This window comes from Pantoea sp. GCM10028869 (assembly GCF_042666835.1).
Classification (GTDB): Bacteria; Pseudomonadota; Gammaproteobacteria; order Enterobacterales; family Enterobacteriaceae; genus Pantoea; species Pantoea leporis.
In genome coordinates this window covers 436681-453670 of sequence record NZ_JBHTGO010000002.1, presented here as the reverse complement: position 1 = coordinate 453670, position 16990 = coordinate 436681, and the positions used below count along the sequence as shown (strand labels likewise).

General features: G+C 54.6%; 12 protein-coding genes. 4 read left to right on the top strand and 8 right to left on the bottom strand.

The genetic code is table 11. The features are described 5' to 3' along the window. The first annotated feature begins 144 nt into the window (after positions 1-144). The 3 genes from asnS (at position 145) to ACFQW4_RS06280 (ending at position 4410) form a co-directional block, all read left to right on the top strand. Complete coding sequence (gene asnS, locus ACFQW4_RS06290; protein ID WP_377724394.1) at positions 145-1545, top strand: asparagine--tRNA ligase; 1401 nt, start codon at positions 145-147, stop codon at positions 1543-1545. A gap of 299 nt (positions 1546-1844) precedes the next feature. Further along, entirely contained in the window at positions 1845-3020 is a 1176-nt protein-coding gene (gene ompF / locus ACFQW4_RS06285) for a porin OmpF (RefSeq protein ID WP_304624134.1), read from the top strand. Between the two features lie 199 nt (positions 3021-3219). After that, positions 3220-4410, top strand: a complete 1191-nt coding sequence (locus tag ACFQW4_RS06280; RefSeq protein ID WP_377724392.1) for an amino acid aminotransferase — start codon at positions 3220-3222, stop codon at positions 4408-4410. Between the two features lie 45 nt (positions 4411-4455). Here the strand turns inward: ACFQW4_RS06280 and ACFQW4_RS06275 are convergent, their stop codons facing one another. The 7 genes from ACFQW4_RS06275 to cmoM form a co-directional block, all read right to left on the bottom strand. After that, positions 4456-5088 (bottom strand): MBL fold metallo-hydrolase, encoded by a 633-nt coding sequence (locus ACFQW4_RS06275; RefSeq protein ID WP_336767392.1) that lies wholly within the window; start codon positions 5086-5088, stop codon positions 4456-4458. 36 nt (positions 5089-5124) lie between these two features. Further along, a complete protein-coding gene (locus ACFQW4_RS06270) occupies positions 5125-5676 on the bottom strand; it encodes a YcbK family protein (protein WP_101760946.1) in 552 nt (183 codons plus the stop codon). A gap of 187 nt (positions 5677-5863) precedes the next feature. Next, entirely contained in the window at positions 5864-7693 is a 1830-nt protein-coding gene (gene ldtD, locus ACFQW4_RS06265) for a L,D-transpeptidase (protein ID WP_377724389.1), read from the bottom strand. Between the two features lie 156 nt (positions 7694-7849). Further along, a complete protein-coding gene (mukB, locus tag ACFQW4_RS06260; RefSeq protein ID WP_280172648.1) occupies positions 7850-12316 on the bottom strand; it encodes a chromosome partition protein MukB in 4467 nt (1488 codons plus the stop codon). Next, positions 12313-13047: a chromosome partition protein MukE gene (mukE, locus tag ACFQW4_RS06255; RefSeq protein ID WP_101760949.1), complete on the bottom strand. Its 735-nt coding sequence runs from the start codon at positions 13045-13047 to the stop codon at positions 12313-12315. Before mukE ends, mukB begins: the two co-directional genes overlap by 4 nt. Continuing rightward, positions 13028-14350, bottom strand: coding sequence for a chromosome partition protein MukF (mukF, locus tag ACFQW4_RS06250; RefSeq protein ID WP_192413854.1), 1323 nt, complete (start codon positions 14348-14350; stop codon positions 13028-13030). Before mukF ends, mukE begins: the two co-directional genes overlap by 20 nt. Further along, positions 14347-15132: a tRNA uridine 5-oxyacetic acid(34) methyltransferase CmoM gene (gene cmoM / locus ACFQW4_RS06245; protein WP_277974706.1), complete on the bottom strand. Its 786-nt coding sequence runs from the start codon at positions 15130-15132 to the stop codon at positions 14347-14349. Before cmoM ends, mukF begins: the two co-directional genes overlap by 4 nt. Before the next feature lie 124 nt (positions 15133-15256). Between cmoM and elyC the strand changes: the two genes are divergently transcribed. Next, a complete protein-coding gene (gene elyC / locus ACFQW4_RS06240) occupies positions 15257-16042 on the top strand; it encodes an envelope biogenesis factor ElyC (protein WP_280172647.1) in 786 nt (261 codons plus the stop codon). On the opposite strand, the gene ACFQW4_RS06235 is transcribed toward elyC, so the two are convergent. Next, complete coding sequence (locus tag ACFQW4_RS06235) at positions 16022-16915, bottom strand: YcbJ family phosphotransferase (protein ID WP_101760952.1); 894 nt, start codon at positions 16913-16915, stop codon at positions 16022-16024. The two genes, elyC and ACFQW4_RS06235, sit on opposite strands and share 21 nt — an antisense overlap. Between the last annotated feature and the right edge of the window lie 75 nt (positions 16916-16990).

The following is a 16990-nucleotide window of genomic DNA, read 5'->3' as shown; positions in this document are numbered from 1 at the left end:
TCAGGGCGCTTGCGCCCTGCTCTCACGCAACAAATCTCCTGTTTACCCGGCAATTTTGCTTGTTTCCTGTGGGCTCGCAAGTAACATAGCAAAACCCTGAATAAGGGCTTTTATCCACCTTCTTTTATATATAGAGAGAACTTTATGAGCGTTGTGCCTGTAGCGGATGTACTGCACGGCCGTGTCGCGGTTGACAGTGAAGTCACCGTACGTGGTTGGGTGCGTACCCGAAGAGATTCCAAAGCTGGTCTTTCCTTTATCGCCGTTTACGACGGTTCCTGCTTTAATCCCGTTCAGGCCGTCGTCAATAACTCTCTGAATAATTATCAGGATGAAGTGCTGCGTCTGACCACCGGTTGCTCGGTAATCATTACCGGTAAAGTGGTCGAATCGCCGGGCGAAGGCCAGGCTTTCGAGCTGCAGGCGACTAACGTTGAAGTTACTGGCTGGGTTGACGATCCGGATACCTATCCGATGGCGGCGAAACGTCACAGCATCGAATATTTGCGAGAAGTGGCGCATCTACGTTCGCGTACCAACCTTGTAGGCGCCGTGGCGCGCGTGCGTCATACGCTGGCGCAGGCGCTGCATCGCTTCTTCCACGAAAACGGTTATTTCTGGGTTTCTACTCCGCTGATCACCGCTTCGGATACCGAAGGTGCCGGCGAGATGTTCCGCGTTTCGACGCTGGACCTGGAAAACCTGCCGCGCGATCCGCAGGGCAAAATCGATTTCGATAAAGACTTCTTCGGTAAAGAAGCCTTCCTGACCGTATCGGGCCAGCTCAACGCCGAAACTTACGCCTGTGCGCTGTCTAAGGTGTATACCTTTGGTCCCACTTTCCGCGCCGAAAACTCCAACACCAGCCGTCACCTGGCGGAATTCTGGATGCTGGAGCCGGAAGTGGCGTTCGCGACGCTGGATGATGCGGCCGCTTTGGCAGAATCTATGCTGAAATACGTTTTCCAGGCCGTTCTCAACGAGCGTGCTGATGACATGGCCTTCTTTGCTGAGCGCGTGGATAAAGATGCGATTGCGCGTCTCGAGCGTTTCGTGACTACCGACTTTGCTCAGGTGGATTACACCGATGCGGTTGATATTCTGCTGAAAAGCGGCCAGAGCTTCGAGAACCCGGTTTCCTGGGGCGTGGATCTCTCATCCGAACACGAGCGTTATCTCGCAGAGCAGCACTTCAAAGCACCGGTGGTAGTGAAAAACTACCCGAAAGACATTAAAGCCTTCTATATGCGCATGAACGAAGATGGCAAAACCGTGGCGGCGATGGATGTTCTCGCGCCGGGCATCGGCGAAATCATCGGAGGTTCACAGCGTGAAGAGCGTCTGGATGTGCTGGATGCGCGTCTGGAAGAAATGGGCCTCAATAAAGAAGATTATTGGTGGTATCGTGACCTGCGCCGTTACGGCACCGTGCCACATGCCGGCTTTGGATTAGGTTTCGAACGATTAATCGCCTATGTCACCGGCGTACAAAATGTAAGGGATGTTATCCCCTTCCCACGTACCCCTCGCAACGCGAATTTCTAAATTTAGCGATTAATTATAAGTAATTCATATATATAAAGAGGTCGGCCTAGCCGGCCTTTTTTTATTTTTGTAAATTTAGAGTTCTCTCACAAAGTTCCCGAATTTTTACAAATTGTCATACAATTTTTCCTTTTGATACTTAATTGCGAGATTTGAATCATCTTCGGGCTAGAATTAGCAACCCTGTGATGGAAAGATGCGTGCAGACACAGGAGACATCAAACTTCTTTCAAGGTTCTGTAAAGATTTCTTGGCAGCAGTGGCAGATGTCCAAATAACTCCAATGAGGGTAATAAAAAATGATGAAGCGCAACATTCTTGCAGTGGTTATCCCTGCTCTGTTAGCTGCCGGCGCAGCAAACGCAGCAGAAATCTATAATAAAGACGGCAACAAGCTGGACCTGTACGGTAAAGCTGTTGGTCTGCACTATTTCTCGGATGACGCTGGCAGCGACGGCGACCAGACTTATGTTCGCTTCGGCTTCAAGGGTGAAACCCAGATTAATGACCAACTGACCGGTTACGGCCAGTGGGAATACAACGTTCAGGCTAACAACTCTGAAGGTTCTGATGCACAAGACGGCAACAAAACCCGTCTGGGCTTCGCAGGTCTGAAATTTGGCGATGCGGGTTCAATCGATTACGGTCGTAACTACGGCGTTGTATATGACGCAATTGGCTGGACTGACGTTCTGCCAGAATTCGGTGGTGACTCAGGTTACTCAGACAACTTCATGAACGGTCGTAGCACCGGTCTGCTGACCTACCGTAACACCAACTTCTTCGGTCTGGTTGACGGCTGGAACTTCGCAGTACAGTACCAAGGCAAAAATGATCGCTCTGATACTCGTCGTGCCAACGGAGACGGTTACGGTATCTCTACCTCTTACACCTCACCAATTGGTCTGGGTGTAGCAGCAGCATATAGCAGCAGCGACCGTACTAATGCGCAGTCTGCTGGTGCTCAGACTACTTACACCAACAGCACAACAGGCGGAGCTACTGTTACTGATGTAACTGGTGAAGGCGCTGGTAAGCGTGCTGAAAATTGGGCAGCTGCGCTTAAGTATGATGCGAACAACATCTACCTCGCAGCAATGTACGGTGAAACCCGTAACTCTACTCCAATTTCAGCCTCAAGTTCTGGCACATTCGTTGCTCAGAACGGTAACACTTACACTGACGCTGCCATTACTGGCTTTGCTAACAAAGCACAGAACTTCGAAATTGTTGCGCAGTACCAGTTCGACTTCGGTCTGCGTCCGTCCATCGCCTACGTTCAGTCTAAAGGCAAAGACATCGAAGGCGTTGGCGATGCTGACCTGGTTAAATACATCGATGTGGGCGCAACCTACTACTTCAACAAAAACATGGCTACCTATGTTGATTACAAAATCAACCAGTTGAACGATGACAACCCACTGGGTCTGGCTACCGACGACGTAGTAGCTGTTGGTCTGGTATACCAGTTCTAATCACCCGATTAGAGTTGTGTAATACCTAAAAACGGAGCCTTTGGGCTCCGTTTTGCATTTCAGTGATCGGCTTCGCAATTAGCTTTTCTACTTTATCTCACCGACATATTTCTTTTTTATATCAGCGGTTGGCAAGCGTGCCGACTGACGTTAACCTGATAGCTCATTTCGCTAAAGTTCACCTAAACGGAACTGACTCATGTTTGAATCGATCTCTGCCGCACCCGCCGATCCTATTCTGGGACTGGCTGACCTTTTTCGTGCCGATGACCGGCTGAATAAAATCAATCTTGGCATTGGTGTTTATAAAGATGAAACCGGTAAAACGCCGGTCCTCACCAGTGTTAAAAAAGCTGAGCAGTATTTGCTGGAAAATGAAACCACCAAGAACTACCTGAGCATTGATGGTCTGGCGGATTTCGCACGATGCACGCAGGAGTTGCTGTTCGGCAAAGAGAGCGCGCTGATTTCTGCGGGTCGCGCCTGTACGGCACAAACGCCAGGCGGTACCGGCGCCCTGCGCGTAGCAGCAGATTTTCTGGCAAACCAGACCAGCGTCAAGCGCGTTTGGGTGAGCAACCCAAGCTGGCCGAACCATAACAATGTCTTCAACGCTGCTGGCCTTGAAGTGTGTGATTACGATTATTACGATGCCGCAAGCCACAGCCTGGATTTCGACGCCATGGTGGCATCGCTGCAGGAAGCCAAAGCAGGCGATGTAGTGCTGTTCCACGGCTGCTGCCACAACCCAACTGGCGTTGATCCATCTGCAGAGCAATGGCAACAGCTGGCGCAACTGTCGTTAGAGAAAGGATGGTTGCCGCTGTTTGATTTCGCCTATCAGGGCTTTGCTCGCGGTCTGGATGAAGATGCGCAAGGGCTGCGTATTTTTGCCGCTTCACATCAGGAACTGATTGTTGCCAGCTCTTACTCGAAGAACTTCGGTTTGTATAATGAGCGTGTAGGTGCATTAACGCTGGCTGCAGCGAGCAGCGACGTGGCCAAAACTGCGTTTAGCCAGGTGAAATACACCATTCGCGCCAACTACTCTAACCCGCCGTCACACGGCGCGGCGGTCGTCGCCACCATCCTCAGCAATGACGCGCTGCGCACCATCTGGATTCAGGAGCTGGCCGATATGCGTCAGCGCATCCAGCGCATGCGTCAGCTGTTTGTGAACACACTGGCGGAAAAAGGCGCTAATCAAGACTTTAGCTTCATCATCAAGCAGAACGGCATGTTCTCATTCAGCGGCCTGACCAAAGATCAGGTAGTGCGTCTGCGTGAGGAGTTTGGCGTGTATGCGGTGAACTCGGGTCGCGTTAACGTGGCAGGCATGACGCCAGACAATATGTCGGCGCTGTGTGAGGCGATTGTCGCAGTTTTATAAATCAGGCGGCAAATAACGACAAATGGGCCAAAAGGGCCCATTTTTTTATTCTTGCAGGAACGGATTGCTGATGCGTTCGCGGCCTAGCGTCGAAATAGGCCCGTGCCCCGGCACGAAAGTCACATCATCGCCTAGCGGCAAAAGCTTGGTTCTAATCGCATCGATCAGGTCGCTGTGGCTGCCCTGCGGGAAATCGGTGCGTCCAACGCCACCGTTGAAAATCACATCTCCCGAAATCAGAAGACGCCCAACCCGATCAAAGAACACGATATGTCCCGGCGTATGGCCCGGACAAAGCAGCACTTCCAGCGTGACATTGCCAACCTGCACAGTTTCACCCTCTTCCAGCCAGCGATCGGGCGTGAGCGGCGCGCACTCGGGCAAACCGAACATGCGGCTTTGTGTGGGCAGATTATCTAACCAGAAAGCATCGAGCGGATGCGGACCGACAATGGGCACCTGATAATGTGCCGCTAGCTCGGCAGCGGCACCAACGTGATCAAGATGTCCATGCGTGAGCAGGATCTGCGACGGCGTTAGACCACGCTCTGCCAGTACGGCTTTGATGGTTTCCGCATCGCCGCCGGGATCGACCAGTGCGGCTTGTTGAGTTTCGTCATCCCATATAACTGAACAGTTTTGGGAAAAAGCCGTAACCGGAATAATTTGGTAGTTCATAGCGCTCCATGACCGACACACGCAGCGCTGCCGGTATCAGGACCAGTGCCTTGCGGGCCCGGTATCTATGTGTACGAAGTTGCTGCGCGGGTAATATCCTACACCACCGGCGCGCATAGATAACGCCGCTTTGCGAACATTGCTCAACGAAATTCCCTCAATGTGGAAATCCATTGCTTGTCCTTTAGTGTGATAGCTTTTTTTCGCCACGCCCGGGCCCGATTCACGCAGCATGGTGTTGGTGGCTAAGGTGCGGTAACCCGAGATCAACTGCACCGGCTTGCGCGTATCCAGCAATGTTTGCAGGCGGTAAAGCTGGTCAAAAAGATGGGGATCGATGGTCTTCACCTGATTGGCGCGGTAATCACGGAAGAAGTGATTTAAGCGGGCTAACTCATCCTTGTCATAACGCTTACCGTTAAAAAACTCTGTTTTAAGGGTTTCACCGGTGTGAAGGTTACTAAGCGTCAATACTCGTGGGCGGGCGGTGGAAAGCGAAGCCAGAGCGGAGCCAGGAAGCAGTGATAATCCTGCTGCTGCGCCTCCAATCAAGAGTAATCGACGACGTTGAGAATCAATATTAGCCATGAAGCGAGGTTACCTAATCTAAAGCGGATAAAATATGTGCGAAAAGTACACAAGGCCGAACATTAACGTCCGCCTAAGAGTCAGTCAACCCAGAATATGTTGCAGAAGACCAAAACCAGCTCAAAATCAAATTTTCGAGACTGGTCTTGGTTAAATTCATGTGAAGAGAAAACAGTCAAATCAATTACTAGAGTAACAACTGACCGGCTTTATGCAGTACCTGACTACCGGAACGGGCGGGATTATCATAATTGTAAATATCTGTACGATATTGCGGCTGGCCGTCATCTGCAACCCATGCGGTTAAATAGTAAAGGTTCACAGGAATACGATGGCGAATCGGCACGTAACGGGTATTTCCCTCTTTCAAGGTGTCTGAGATACGACCGTCGTTCCAGCCCACATCTTGCAACAGCAGATCGGCCAGTTCTGAGGCTTTATTCACGCGCACACAGCCCGAACTGAGCGCACGAATATCGCGCTGGAACAGGTTATGGTTCGGCGTATCGTGCAGATAAATCGCATCCGAACTCGGCATGTTGAATTTGTAGCGACCCAGTGAGTTGGTTGCGCCCGGCGCCTGTCGAATGCGATACGGGAAGCTCGCGGCCGACACCATACGCCAGTCAATCATCGAAGGATCGATCACTTCCGCATCCGCACTCCAGCCCGACAACAGCGTATAACCGTGCTTATACAGATAAGTCGGATCCTGTTTCACCTTCGGCACAATATCCTGGCGCACCAGCGTGGTTGGCACGTTCCACGGTGGATTGAGCACCACATTATTCAGCGCGCTACGCATCAGCGGCGTTTTGCGGTCAGGACGACCCACAATCACGCGTGATGACAAAATGGTGGCGCCGTTGTTGTAGTAGGTCAGCGAATAGTTGGGAATGTTCACCATGATGCCGTTATGCATATCATCCGGTAGCAGACGCAGGCGCTGTATGTTGAGCGCCAGCAGCGAAGCACGCATCTGCGGTGGCACATTCAGCCATTCACGGGTACGCGGACCAATTGCGCCGTCATCGGCCAGTCCCTGCCAGTGCTGGAAGCGTTTAACGCCCTCCACCAGCGCAGCGTCATACACGTTGGGTCCGGTTGCTGTAGGATTGGCAGCCACATTATTGGACACTTCAGGCGTCGCAGCGAGTGCCGGAGCCGCATCAATATCATCAAAGTTTGCCGCAGATGGGCTCACCGCCACCGGCTGATTGCTTTGGCTCACCGGAACCGGCGCGGTTGGCACCGCGTCTTCCGCCGGCGTTGGCGTAGTACTATGGCTGGCGGTCAACATGCCGGTGCGTTGCAGAATCTCACGCAGCGCAGGCACATCATTACTGATCTGCCCTGGGCGTAGCGTAACGGTATCACGCAGCTTTGGCCATGGGCGATCGTCGGTGAGTAGCGTTTTCAGCGCATTATGCATCGGCGCATATTGCGGATGCTGCGGTTGCAACGAGACCACAAAAGTCCGGCTGCCGCCGCCGTTCACCGCATTTTGCCACTGATTGATGGCCGCCAGAGATGGCATGGTCAGCTTGTAAGGCACATTGCTGTAGAGCCAGGTTTCGCCCTGCGTCGGCACATTGGCAACAAACTGCAGATAGCCAAGCATCGCATCACTGAGCACGATGTCGCGCGCCAGGCCTTTGATGTTCGGATTGGTCAGACGCTCAACCCAGCGGGTGAATTGCGGCTGCACGCCAGAGAGCGCCACTTCCGCCAATTGCTGCTGGAAAGCCTGCACCGCTTGCGGGTCTTGCCATAGCGGAGCCATATCGCGCGACGCATAAATACCGGCTAAACCGGGCAAATAGAAAGGTTGTTCAGTGGCGCTGAACGCCTGCTGAATCTGCTGCTGGCTGGCAGCAACCGACATCGAACTGTGGTGCGTTGAATTGGGTAGCGTGGAGGTGATGGCCGCATGGCTCACAGCCAGCGGCGATAGTACCAGTGACAAACCGAGTGCTACTGCAGCACGACTCATTTTGCTCTTATTGTTTAGCAACATCCCTGCCCCCTTCTCACCAATGACATAGCGCCCTGTGATCGCCATGTACAGCCATACTCATAATGTTGAGTATACGAATAAAAAACGGCATCTGCCTCTCAGTGCAGATGCCGCATACAGATTAAACGTAGTGCTGTTTTTTAACCAGATTAAGCGCTATGAATTCTCATATTCAAGACCGACCTTAGGACTTTGATCCTTGCTCGGTGCAGGATCTGCCGAGAAGCCGCGCAGCCCAACCACATGCACATGTTCGGTGTTATTGAACATTTTACGCACCAGTTTGTAGGTGGTGCCTTTTTCTGGGCTGATGTTCTCTGGCGCCGCGATGATCAGCTGCATCTCCAGACGTTCGCACAGCTCAAACAGTGTGGCGATCGAACGTGCATCGAGACGCGCCGCTTCATCAAGGAACAGCAGACGACACGGCGAAATATCTTTGCCACGCAGACGACGTGATTCCTCTTCCCAGCTCTGTACCACCATCACCAGAATCGACATCCCGGTACCGATCGCTTCACCGGTAGAGAGCGCGCCACTTTCTGCACGCAGCCAACCGTCAGTGCCACGGTTCACTTCCACTTCCATCTCAAGATAGTTGCGGTAGTCGAGCAGCTCTTCACCGATGGTTTGCGGCGTGCGCTGGCCCATATCGATCTGCGGATTCAGACGCTGATAAAGTTTCGCCAGCGCTTCCGAGAAGGTTAATCGGTTGCTGGTAAACAGATCCTGATGCTGTTCATGCTCTTCCGACAGCGTATCCAGCAGCGTTGAGTGCGCTTCACGCACGTTCACGTTGAGGCGCACGCTGCGCACCTGACCAAAGCTCACCGCCTGCAACCCCTGGTTCAGCTGGCGAATACGGTTTTGCTCGCGCTGGATGGTTTTACGAATGATGTTCGCCGCACTGCGTGAGCTGATTGCCAGCGTCTGTTCACGCGCCGTCAGCTCTTCGGTCAGACGATTCAGCTCAATCTCCATCTGCTCGATGGCTTCAACCGGATCGTCGGTACGAATGATGTCCTGGCGAATACGTTCGCGCAGATGCTGATACACCGCGATAAAGAACTGAATCTTACGTTCCGGACGTTTCGGATCTTCAGACATACGCAGCACATCGCGCAGATGTTCGTTATCCGCCACCGCCAGACGCAGCGCACCCAGCGCCTTATCCGACATGGAACGCAGCTCATCACCGCTGAGATAGGCGAGCTCGCGACGATGCAGACGACGTTCAACGCCATTCTCTTTCACCAGACGCAATACCGTGCACCAGCCCGCTTTCGCGCTGACCACCTGCTCACGAATCTGATGATAATCGCGTTCCAGCTTGCGCAGTTTTTTCTGCAGGCTGTCCATTTCGGCTTCACAGAAGGTGATCTGTTTTTCCAGCTGGTTGCGACGCGCACGGTTGTGGCTTAGCGCGCTATACAGCTCATCACGACGAATGCGCGCGCGCTCTTCTGCACTGGCATCGGCATGCACGCCGATATCCTGCATCTCTTGCTGCAACTCTTTCAGCATGTCGCGTTTGGCATCGTATGAACTTTTTAGCGAAGCCAGCACCTGCGAATACTGCGTCAGCTGCGCCTGATGTCCACGCAGACGTTCGCGCGCGCGGCTGCGCTCGCCTTCCGCCTGTTCCAGACGCTGACGCAACTGCTCGTTGAGATCGCTGTTGCCACCCAACATGCCAGCCGAACTTTCATAGCTGAAGTGCGCGCGGCGCTGCACCACTTCGGTCAGCGCAAAGGCTTGCTGACGCGCATCACGCTGCTGCTGCTGTGCCTGCTGATAGTCGCGCTGCAGCTGATCGTGCTGCTGCGGATCGCTTTGCAGTACCGCAATCAGCGGCTCCAGCTTGCTGAGTTTGCTGCCGTGCTGATGCAGGAAACGCGCGGCTTCCTGTGCTTCTTCAACGCGCTCGCGGATCTCTTCACAGCGATCGCCAAGCGTGTCGTCGAGCAGCAGATTAACGCGTGGCAACAGGCGGTTCAGCTGGCTGACGCCCTCTTTTGCCTGCTCAAACTGCGCGCGCTGCTGCTGATTGTCATTTTCATGCTGCGCCAGCGCCCGCTCCAGCTCGCCACGACGGCTGTTAAGCTGACGAATCTGCGCTTCCGGATCTTCGTCAAACGCCACCGCTAAATGGCTGCCGATGAAGCGGCTAAAGGATTGATGCAGACGCTGGGTTTTCTGTACATCAAACGACAGCGTGGCATAACGTTCAGCCAGCTGTTCACGTTCGTTGTTCAGCAACTCAAGCTGGTTTTCACGCGCCGCGCGACCAAACAGCGGCACTTTCGGAAAGCGGGAGTAGCGCCACTGACGCTCAGCCACTTTCACCACCACCGCTTTTTCCAGCTCTTCGACGCTAAATACGCTGTCGTCAAAGGCTTGCGGATCGCCTTCAATCAGATAGAGATCTTCCGGGCACTCGTCTAAACCGTCGAGCAGGTCGCGCACCAGCGACAGATCTGGCACTACGATGGCGTGGCGCGATGGACCGTATAGCGCCGAGAAGTACGGTGCGTCATCCAGCGTAACGTCATCATAAATTTCCGACAGCAGCACGCCGCCAAAACGTTCCGCCAGCTGCGTCAGTCGCGCATCTTCCGCACCGCCCGGTTGGCTCAGACGTTCAATCTGCTGTTCAACTTCGCGCTTACGCGCGGCCAGCTCGTCGCGCTCAACCGTGGTTTCACGCTCGCGCTCCAGCAGTTGCTGCATAAATTCGGTGATTTGCTGGCTGCTGGTCAGCTCCTGACCGGTTTGCTCGCTCAGCTGCGTCAGGATTTCCTGCGCCGCCAGCCAGTGTGGCGCACGCGCGGTCAGCGCAGTGATGCGTTCACGCAGCTGCTCCAGCTCCTGACGCATCAACATGCGGCGTTCACCGGCATCGGCAACGCTGCTATTCAGTTGCTCAATCTGCGCTTCGAGTTCACGCTGCAAGCCGTCCAGCGCATCCGCATCGTATTGCTGGCCCTGACGTTTGCAGAAATCCGCCAGCAAACGTTCAGCATCATGCTGCTCACGCAGACGGGTTTCTAATTCATTGAGGCGCAGACGCAGCGAGGAAAGCTGTTCGGCCTGGTGGCGCTGATTGCCAGCGTCGCGCAGTAATTCGCGCCCCACTTGCCACGCATCCTGACGACTGACGTCACCGGCGATGCTGGTAACTAACGCTAACGCTTGCTCAAACTGGCTGTGTGCCGCTTCGGCGACGCTCAGTTTCTGTTCCAGACGCAGCAGGCGCTCGGTGGCTTCTTCTTCACGCGCCTGGAAGGTTTCCTGCCATTCGGCCGCGTTATCGATGGTTAAATCAGGCAGCTGACACTGCGTACGCGCCTTTTCCAACGCCTGCAAGGCTTGCTGATACTGGATTGCCCGCGTCTGTTGCACGTCGAGCGCCTGCTGGAAATCGGCGAGTTGGCTTTTCAGCTCATCGACTTCCACCTCAGCTGCTTCGGCGCGTGCTTCATTCTCTTCCTGCACTTCGCGCGCTTCGGCAACCACTTCGTTCTGCTCTTCGAGGCGATAGGTCAGCTCTTCCAGATCGGCATCGTAACGCTCGATTTTTTCCTGCTGGCGCATGGCGGTTTGCACCAGATTCAGATGGTCGCTAGCGCCCTGATAATCGCTTTCCAGATCGCTCTCAGCACCGCTGTGCTCGGACAACTCGCGCGCCATTTCAATGTGGCGATACTGTTCGGAAATCAGCTGGTTGCGGCTGGTAAACAGCTCATTACGCAGCTGCAGCGCACCGTCGAGGTGAATACGACGCTCGTTGGCGTGGCGCATGTAGTCGGCGGAAACGTAGTTGGTGGCTTCCGAGATCAGATGCTTAAACAGGTCGCGATCGGATTGGGTGACGCGAATCGCTTCCAGCGTCATGCGGTTTTCCCGCAGCGCGGCTTCCATATCCTGGAAGGCTTTACGCACACCGCCGTTTTCTGGCAGCAGGTAATCGCGCAGTGAACGGGTGATAGCGCTGGAGATACCGCCGTACAGCGAAGCTTCAATCAGGCGATAGAACTTACTGCGATCGCTGGCGTTACGCAGACGACGCGGCACCACACCGAGCTCGAACAGCACCGCATGGTAATCGGTGACCGAGTTGTACTGTTTGAATTGCACGCCTTCCTGCGCTTCCACACGCTCCTTCACTTCCGTCAGCGGCAACACGCGCGCCTGACGGTTATTAAGGATTTCGGTCAGCATATCGGTCGCCTGTGAATCGCTCGGCAAGCCGTGAATACTGAATGGTTTGATATCGACCTTTTTATCGCGTCCCGCCACCTGCTGCAGACGTACACCAACGATCACGCGCTGATGGCGTGAGTTAACCACATCCAGCACCGAATAGCAGACACCAGCGCGTAGCTTGCCGTGCAAACCTTTATCACGCGAACCGGAAGTTGCACCGGCTTCGGTGGTGTTACGGAAGTGCAGCAAGGTTAAGTCGGGGATCATCGCCGTCACGAAGGCGGCCATGGTGGTGGATTTACCCGCACCGTTACCGCCCGAAAGCGTGGTGACCAGTTCATCAAGATCAAAAGTACGGGCAAAGAAGCCGTTCCAGTTGATCAGCGTTAGCGAACGAAATTTACCGCGTTCAATCATGCTTGTTCATCCTCCGCGTTATCACTCGCGTCGCTTTCAGCGTCAATATCGTTATCTGCTTCATCGTTCTCAGTCGCAGCCGGCGCACTTTCCAGCGTCATCGCTTCACCGTCACGTATCAGGCGCAGCTGCGCTTCACGCGCATCGTCACCGCTGCGCACGTCGGCGCCAAAGCGGAACACTGATTCGGTGATGCGGAATTTGCTGCTGTCGTTGCCCATAAACCACACCATGCCGAGACGGCGCAGGCGACTCAGCGACGCGCGCATTTTTTCCTGCAGCTTGGCGCGGTCAAGATCGGAACCGGTGGAACGCTGATTGACCAGCTTGAGCAGTTTGCTCTCATCGGCCAGCGACAGCAGTTCGTCGTACAGCTCTTGCTGGGTAAAAATCCCCTCATTCGCCAGACGTTCCGGGCTGAGATAGAGATAGCAAAGAATTTTGCCCACCATCATATCCAGCTCGGACAACACCGAGCGCGGAATCAAAGTGGTTGAACGCGGACGCAGATAGAAGAAGCCTTCCGGCGCACGGATCAGCTCAACGTTGTAGCGCGCGTAAAACTCTTCGAGATATTCCTGGTAATCCATCAGGAAGGCGTGATTATCCAGCTCTTCAATGCCAATGTGGCGACCCGCGCGTAACTGGCTATCGAGCGCCGGGAAAATCGGGTTTGCCAGAGCCAATGCCAGTTTGACTGGCATCACTTGTTCAATATTTGTCGATGACATGTGCCTGCACCTTGGCTCCGTAATCATTAATGGCCTGCCATTGCGCAGGCAGACCGGCTAAATCAGCTTCGGCCACGCCGAGTCGCACCGCTTGATCGATGACGATACGCGCCAGATCAAAGTGGCGCGCGCGCGGATACTGCGAAAGATAGTCGCGCATCACCGTGGCCAGATGGAGCGGCTTCTGCTCCTGCTTATAAATCTGCAGCGCCTCTTCGATCATCGCGGCCAGCTGCTCGCGAATCTCATTAAACTCTTCGTATTCCATTTCCGGCGGCAGCTCGCCCATCACCTCGTCATTACGCAGCGTCATCTCTTCATCGCGCATATCGTAGAGACGATCGGCATTGGCGTAGGTCAGCGCCCACGGCTGATCGAAATAGTTTTGCACCGACAGGCGTAAACGCTGAGCAAACACGCGGTTCTTATCCATGTCGATGGCGGTACGAATAAACTTGTGTACATGGCGGTCGTAGCCGATCCACAGATCGATAGCCTGCTGGCCCCAGCTGATGATGCGATCGAGCTTGTTTTGCAGGTCAAACACCAGCTTATCGACAAAGCCCAGATCCGGGCTGCTCAGCGTCGCATCCTGGATGCGCAGCAGGTTGGCCTGCAGCTTATCGCCGGCCGCCTCCAGCGTATCCTGCAGTTCACGCAGCGTACCGGACGTTTCCGACAGCAACATTTCACAGCTGGAGATCGCCGCACGCCAGTCTTTGTTAAGCAGATCGGCAATATCGGTTTTCACCGCTTGCTGCTGCTCATCCATCAGACGCTGCGTCATGTCGATGCTATCGAAGATTTCCGCCACCGAATATTTCAGCGGCGCAAACACGTTACGATGCCAGTGGAATTCATCACCGTCTTCTTCGGCGGCATCCGCGGCGCGTTTCAACTCCTGCGCCACAATCGACAGCTGCATCGACAGGCGCAGCGTGGAGAACTCGCGCTGGCGGATGTAATAGTCGGTAATGCCGATGGCGAGTGGCGTCAGGCGATAGATGGCGTGCCCTTCCGTCAGCTCGCTGGTAAAGCGGTTCAGCAAGCGCTGACGCACCATGTCATTGATGGCGTTATTGGCACGGACATGCACAGTTTCGTGGGTTTGTTCGAATGCTTTGCTAACGTGACGAAACGCGTCAATCAGCTCGCCTTCACTCATCTCGCCGTCCATGCGCTCACCGTTTAAGGTGGCGATGGCCAGCAAAAAGGCCAGACGTTCTACCGGCAGCGCAAGCGAAAAATCGTTCTTGCGCGCCCATGCCACCAATTCGGGGACCGTCTGGGAAAATTCGCTCATAGTTGATCCTTCTGGCTGGGTTTGCGCGCGGTCACGTGGATATAGCGCCCTAAGCTTAAAAAGGGCTCCTGGCGACAGAAACGCCGTTCCATCTCAATGATTTCCTCAACGCTCTTCCCTGCGCCGGGTTGCGGCTTCATGTAATCACAGAAGACGCGAATGCCCGCACGCCGTTCAATTTCAAATCCGCAGTTTGTCAGCCAACGCGTCACATCATCCGGATCGCGCGGGAAATCGGGCGACAGCGTGCGCTTTTTACGTTTGCTCATATTGGCGCGCATATAGCCGAAGTTGCCAAGCGTCAGGGTGCGGAAGGTTAAGCCGTGCGCGTTGTAAAACATCAACGACAGCACGCCGCCGGGCTTGAGCGTGTGCCACAGCGCCTGCAGCACCTCTTCCGGATGCGCGACCCATTCCAACACCGCGTGAAACAATACCAGATCAACCTGCGTATCCAAATGTTCGCCCACCTGCTGGGCGCTAATTTGTTTGAATTGCATGTTGTGGCTCACACCCGCGGCAAGCGCATGGGCTTCCGCCAGCTTCAGCATCTCAGCAGAGAGATCGCACAGCACAACCTGATGACCGCGCGCCGCCAGCCCGCTTGAGACTTGTCCCACGCCGCCGCCGGCATCCAGCACCTTCAAGGATCCGGCAGGCAATGTCGGTAACAGAGCTTCCAGTTCGTCCCAGACAATCGCCTGGCGCACTAGCCCTTTGCGCGTGCCATAAATGTTCTGTGAGAATTTGTCCGCCAGATCGTCAAAGTTACGATCCTGCATGATGATGGCTCCGCTTTGCTGCATTCAACTTGTGCTATTTTGTCACAGGCTCAACAAGAATGAACCTTTCATGCCGCAGTAACCGTCTGGCAGCTGTTTTTTTGGACAAAAGAGGCCTTATTCGATGTTTTTCGCATTTAAAAAAGTCATTGGCGGGATGTTGCTTCCCTTGCCGCTGCTGTTATTACTGATGGCGGCAGGACTTTTGCTGCTCTGGTTCAGCCGCTGGCAAAAAAGCGGCAAAATCCTCATCTCTTGTAGCTGGCTGCTGCTGCTGATTTTGAGCCTGCAGCCGGTTGCCGATCGCCTGCTGTCACCGCTGGAAAATCATTATCCCACCTGGAACGGTAACGAGCCGGTCGATTATATCGTGGTGCTCGGCGGCGGCTATACCTTCAATCCGAATTGGGCACCGAGTTCCAACTTGATTAATAACAGTCTGCCGCGCGTGGCCGAAGGCGTGCGTCAGTGGCGGCGCTATCCGCAGGCCAAAATGATCTTTACGGGCGCAGCAGCCGGCGAAAACCCACGCAGCAGCGCCAGCGTGGCGGCCGAAGTGGCGGAAAGTCTGGGCGTGCCATCAGCAGCGATTATTCAGTTGGATCAACCAAGAGATACGATTGGCGAAGCTCGCGCGGTGAAACAGACGATTGGTGAACACCCGTTCTTACTGGTGACTTCCGCCAACCATCTGCCGCGTGCCATGCATTTCTTTCAAAGTGCCGGCATGAATCCGCTGGCCGCACCGGCAAATCAGTTGGCAGTGACCTCGCAGCTAAACTGGTGGGAACGCGTTATTCCGTCACCGCTGTGGCTGGCACACAGTGAGCGTGCGATCTATGAAACGCTGGGACAAACCTGGCAGAAGCTGCGCGGTGACGATCTCACCTCAACCCAGCCAGGGGAGTAATTGCGCGCGGGCGTGATCGAAGCGCGGACGGTCAAACTGTCCGCTGCTGACCAACGTGTCGACGCAATCCCACAGCTGATACAACCAGCGCCGCCAGAGAAAACCTTCCGCCACGGGCGCGCGCTGCAGATAGTGCTGCAGCAGTGACGCTTCTGCGCCGCTATCCGCCAGGCGCATCAGATCGTATTCGCGCGGTGCCCAGAGAATGTTGCCCGGCTGCATCATGGCAATAAGCTGATCGCTGTGCGCATCTTTTAACATACTGGCTAAGCGCAGGTTGCCGTGCATCAATACGCAGGGATCGTCAAATCCGTTGAACAGACGCGGTAATAGCTGACGGCTGCGAAACAGAATCTGACGATCTTCCAGTGTAAAAAACGGCGGTGACAAATAACCCAGCGTTGACCACAACACATCCACCCGCTGGCGATACCATGCGGGCCAGTTATTCTCCTGCACGCTGTCCACGCTGCCGACTAAGCCATGGCTGTCAATACGATGCCACGCCAGCACGCCTTCGACGATCTGTTCGCACAGCTGTTCCCAGCGTGCTGCGCTGCGGGCCGGAGCTTCCGCAGAAACACCGTTAAAGCGTGCCATCAGCAACATTTCATGTACCGGCTTTTGCTGGCTAAGCACCAGACCAAACACGGCAGGCACGGCGATCAAGCCATCATGGCCGAGCATGGTCAGTTTTTTAGCTTCCAGCGCAGCGCGTCCCTGATGACGAAAATACTTTGCCACCAGCGGCATCGGTTTACCGGCGTTATCGTAAAGCGCATACAGCCGCGTGTGCGCCTGCTCGCTAATGGTTTCGAGACGACTGATGCTTTCACCAAGCACCAACGCGAGTTCTGAACGGAGCTGTTCCATGCAATATCCTCCGACGTCAAAGGGCTGGATTATGCTGGAGGTGATGGCGGCGCAAAGCTTAGCGCCAGATCAAAC